This window comes from Waterburya sp. (assembly GCF_058530065.1).
In genome coordinates, this window is sequence record NZ_JBZNBU010000170.1 from 1 (window position 1) to 3,432 (window position 3,432).

5 protein-coding genes are annotated in these 3,432 nt (G+C 37.3%); all 5 read right to left on the minus strand.

The window, feature by feature from the left end; translation table 11 throughout:
• Positions 1–252: 252 nt before the first annotated feature.
• Positions 253–381, minus strand: coding sequence for a hypothetical protein (locus AC33VI_RS10780; RefSeq protein WP_491782265.1), 129 nt, complete (start codon positions 379–381; stop codon positions 253–255).
• Positions 353–601, minus strand: coding sequence for a ParE family toxin-like protein (locus AC33VI_RS10785; RefSeq protein WP_491782266.1), 249 nt, complete (start codon positions 599–601; stop codon positions 353–355). The genes AC33VI_RS10780 and AC33VI_RS10785 overlap by 29 nt, the downstream gene beginning before the upstream one ends.
• On the minus strand, positions 588–809 hold the full coding sequence (locus AC33VI_RS10790) for a hypothetical protein (RefSeq protein ID WP_491782267.1): 222 nt from the start codon (positions 807–809) through the stop codon (positions 588–590). The genes AC33VI_RS10785 and AC33VI_RS10790 overlap by 14 nt, the downstream gene beginning before the upstream one ends.
• Before the next feature lie 148 nt (positions 810–957).
• Complete coding sequence (locus AC33VI_RS10795) at positions 958–1,983, minus strand: VOC family protein (protein WP_491782268.1); 1,026 nt, start codon at positions 1,981–1,983, stop codon at positions 958–960.
• Positions 1,984–2,101: 118 nt separating this feature from the next.
• Positions 2,102–3,073, minus strand: coding sequence for an N-acetylmuramoyl-L-alanine amidase-like domain-containing protein (locus tag AC33VI_RS10800; protein ID WP_491782269.1), 972 nt, complete (start codon positions 3,071–3,073; stop codon positions 2,102–2,104).
• Positions 3,074–3,432: the final 359 nt, after the last annotated feature.

A 3,432-nucleotide genomic window follows, 5' to 3' on the forward strand; every position in this document is an offset into this window, starting at 1 on the left:
CATCGCCCCAGATTCCATAGAGTCCTATGACTATACTACTAGGATCGCTCCTACGAGCAATAACCTGTGCAATTCTTTCTGAAAAAGCCCAGCGAGAAAAACGATCTTCTTCTTTTGTAGAAACTGGAGAATCAGATGAGTAATTATATTCAGCCATGAGTGTAGTCTTGCAGAGACGATCAATAAAACAAGCCGATTATAAATAAATTTGAATAAATCGTCATTTAAAAGCACTTTATCAACCTATGTGACCTAATTCTTTATTTTTACGCCATGAAAATTATCTAAATTAGAAATACGATTGACAATTAAAGCAAGCTGATTGCGATAGGCGATCGCATTAACAGTTCTTTTAGGACAAGAGCAATTCATATTCATCATGAGTACCAATCCATACACAATAAAAATCATCGCCTTTTTTAAGAGCTAAAGCACGATAATTTTGAGTAATACGAGCAGACCAAAGATTTTTGCCAACTTTCTTAAAATGTAGAGATGGATGAGATTGGTTTTCTTGCCAAAGTCGATAAGCTTTACGGGCTTGTTTTTTAATCTTGAATGGTAACTTGGTGTATGAATTCCAAAAATCAGGCGTTGTCAATGACTTCGTCTAAATCTCTCACTTGGTTAGCTTCAATTTCAGATTCAGCCTTTGCAATGAACTCATCCAGCTTTCCTGTTGATAAATCAGTTTGCATTTGTCTATCCCAAGCATCGTCAAGATATTTATTCAACCAACCTGCTAGTTGACGAGCTTCTTTTGTTGGTAATTCTTTAATAGCTTGTTCGATTTCTGATAGAGTTTTCATTTCAAGTAAATTGCTTTAACTATATAGATAGTAACTTAAACACATTTGTGAAAATCATGGCGATTACAAAGCGATCGCATTACGTTTTAATTAAAAGATGAAAAATAGTCTGTTTTGACTTTTAAAACTAAGATATTTCGCTTCTGGTTTATTCCCCAATCAAAGTCCAAAAATAACCATCAGGGGAAATAAAAGAAAAACTTTCTTCTCCAAACTCATTAGGAATTATTTCCGTAACTTGTGATGCCTTACTATTTTTAACGCGGTTAAAATATTCCTTAATTCCTCTGACGCGATAGGTATAAAGAGACATCCCCAAAGCTCCAGGTTGCGCCTGGGCAAAGCGACTTTCTAACTTCATCTCTTCAGGAAACCGAATTATATACATTCTGCCAGATCGGGCAAGCTTCCAGTCGGTCGCCGAAGATCGCGGATCGTCAAAAGAGGTTACCCAAAATCTTTCTCCAGGTTGCAGATCAAAAATCGGTCGTCCGCCAGGAGCATTTTCATAGGTGCTTTCTATATCATCTTGAGTGCGGAGTAGTCCCAGAACTTCTTCGTAAAATCGAAGAGTTTCTTTGCTATCATCCTGAATCACCATGCCCATGTGGGTAACTTGGCTGGTTTGAAAAGTAGCATGGGGATTTATAGCCCCATAATTGGGAACATCATAATTAAAGCGTTGAAAAAATACCTGCCTTATTAATGGTTGCAAAAGCATCATTTCCCTTACTCCCACCAGAGTATCAATAAAGGGACGACCATTCTCTGTTTGATAGATGACAGTCCATTGAGGATTAATATACTTAATAGGCAAACCATCTTTCTCTGCTTTCTCTGCATGGTTGAGAATATTCAACACATTAGCAGTTAAAGTAGTTGCCCAACGGTTGCCCTTAACTTTCATTGGTGTTAGCTGCAATCCTTCATTAGTGGGATTTTCCCAAACCATCAGACGAATTAAACCGTGGTCGGCATCCTGATGATATAGCCTTAGAGAGTGCAAAGCAGAATTAACTCCATATAAATCCCGAGCTAGGTCGGCAGATAATTGCCCTTCTAGTCCGATCTTGTAGCCAAATTGCGACCAATATTGAACCATTGCTTTTGGCTCAATAACACCAATACAGACTTCGTAGATACCTTCAATCTGGTTAGTATTGATTTGATTCATCGCCATTAATTATTTTTTTGTTCTAATTCTAATTAAAATTCAGAATTTGATTTGACATATCCAAAAGTCAAAAAGTTCTATAATTTCAGCATTGTACGGCAATCTCAACTAATAGTTATTAGTTAACCACTCTACTAACCACAATCCCGATCGCACGGTTAACTTTACTTGTATAATTTTGTAAATCCGAGGCGATAACTACTTTTCCTGCGGGAGAAGCGTGTATTAAGCCCATGTTGCCATTAGGCTGTCGATAAACAAATCCTGTATGGGTAAAGTCCAAACCTGGAATGTTGGTGGCAATACCAACAAGATCCCCAGGTTGTAGCTGAGAATAGACTTGCTTGATATTTTGGGTAGGAATGTAATTAAATCGATCTGACAGACTGGCTTCTACGTCAGCAATACATTTAAAAACAGCGTCGCTTTTGGCTAGGTTGGCATAGCTGTTACGATGAGTCGTCATGAAGTTAAGTTGTTTAATCGTCTTCACTCCGCCCAATTGTCGAGTAATATTTTTAATTTTGCCTCGCTTTTGATTATCCTCGATCCAGTCAGAAAAATAGTGCAAACGACTGCAATAACCGTTCATCTTTCCGTTCCAATAACGTTGACTTTCGACTTCTTGACTAAAGGCTTGATAGCCGAAATTCTTTTGAGTAATGTTACTAGCGATCGCTAATACTGTTTCCAGAAACAACATACAATCAAATTGCTGGAGAGAAATAATTAAAGTTTCTTGGGGCGACTTGTCTAGTAATCCTGCTTGATATTCCGCACCGATAAATTTTTGGGCAATCTGTTGTATTAGTTCTCCTTGAGAATTAGCAATTAAATCTCGATTGCTCAAGCTTTTAAGGATACTTTGATATTTTTGTTCGTCTTTTACATCGGGAAAGAAATGCAGTGAAGTCTTAGAAGTTGCTGCTATGGATGACTCGGTGGTTAAGCGATCGCTTTGTTCGATAGTTTCAGTTGCGATCGCTATACTAGTTCCTCGTTCGATTGCGATTCCCATCAACCAAAATAATCCAATAATACTAGAAGTCAAAGCTACTCGATCGATAAATTTACCAAATATACGTTTCATCACTGCTCTAACTGTCTAAACTTTTTCAACTATAACAATCCTCCTAAAATTGTGAAAATTAAAAAGTTTGGCAGAATATGGGGATACCAGTTCGATAATTCTTCACTAATACCGATTTCAATTCTTTAGTAAGTCTATCTTCTTTCGCTCTAATTTTAAGTACTATAGTATTGACTATAAATTAATCTCGTATGAATAATTCTCTTAAATTCTTTTGGCCAATTTTGGCGGTTGCTGTGGCTTCTTTCGGTTTAAAAACTGTCAAACATCGACTTAAAATATCTATGCCAGCTTTAGCAGGCAATCGGATTCTGGAAAATAGGGGTTTGGTGACTATCCCTAGTTCCTATAGCGTTGAG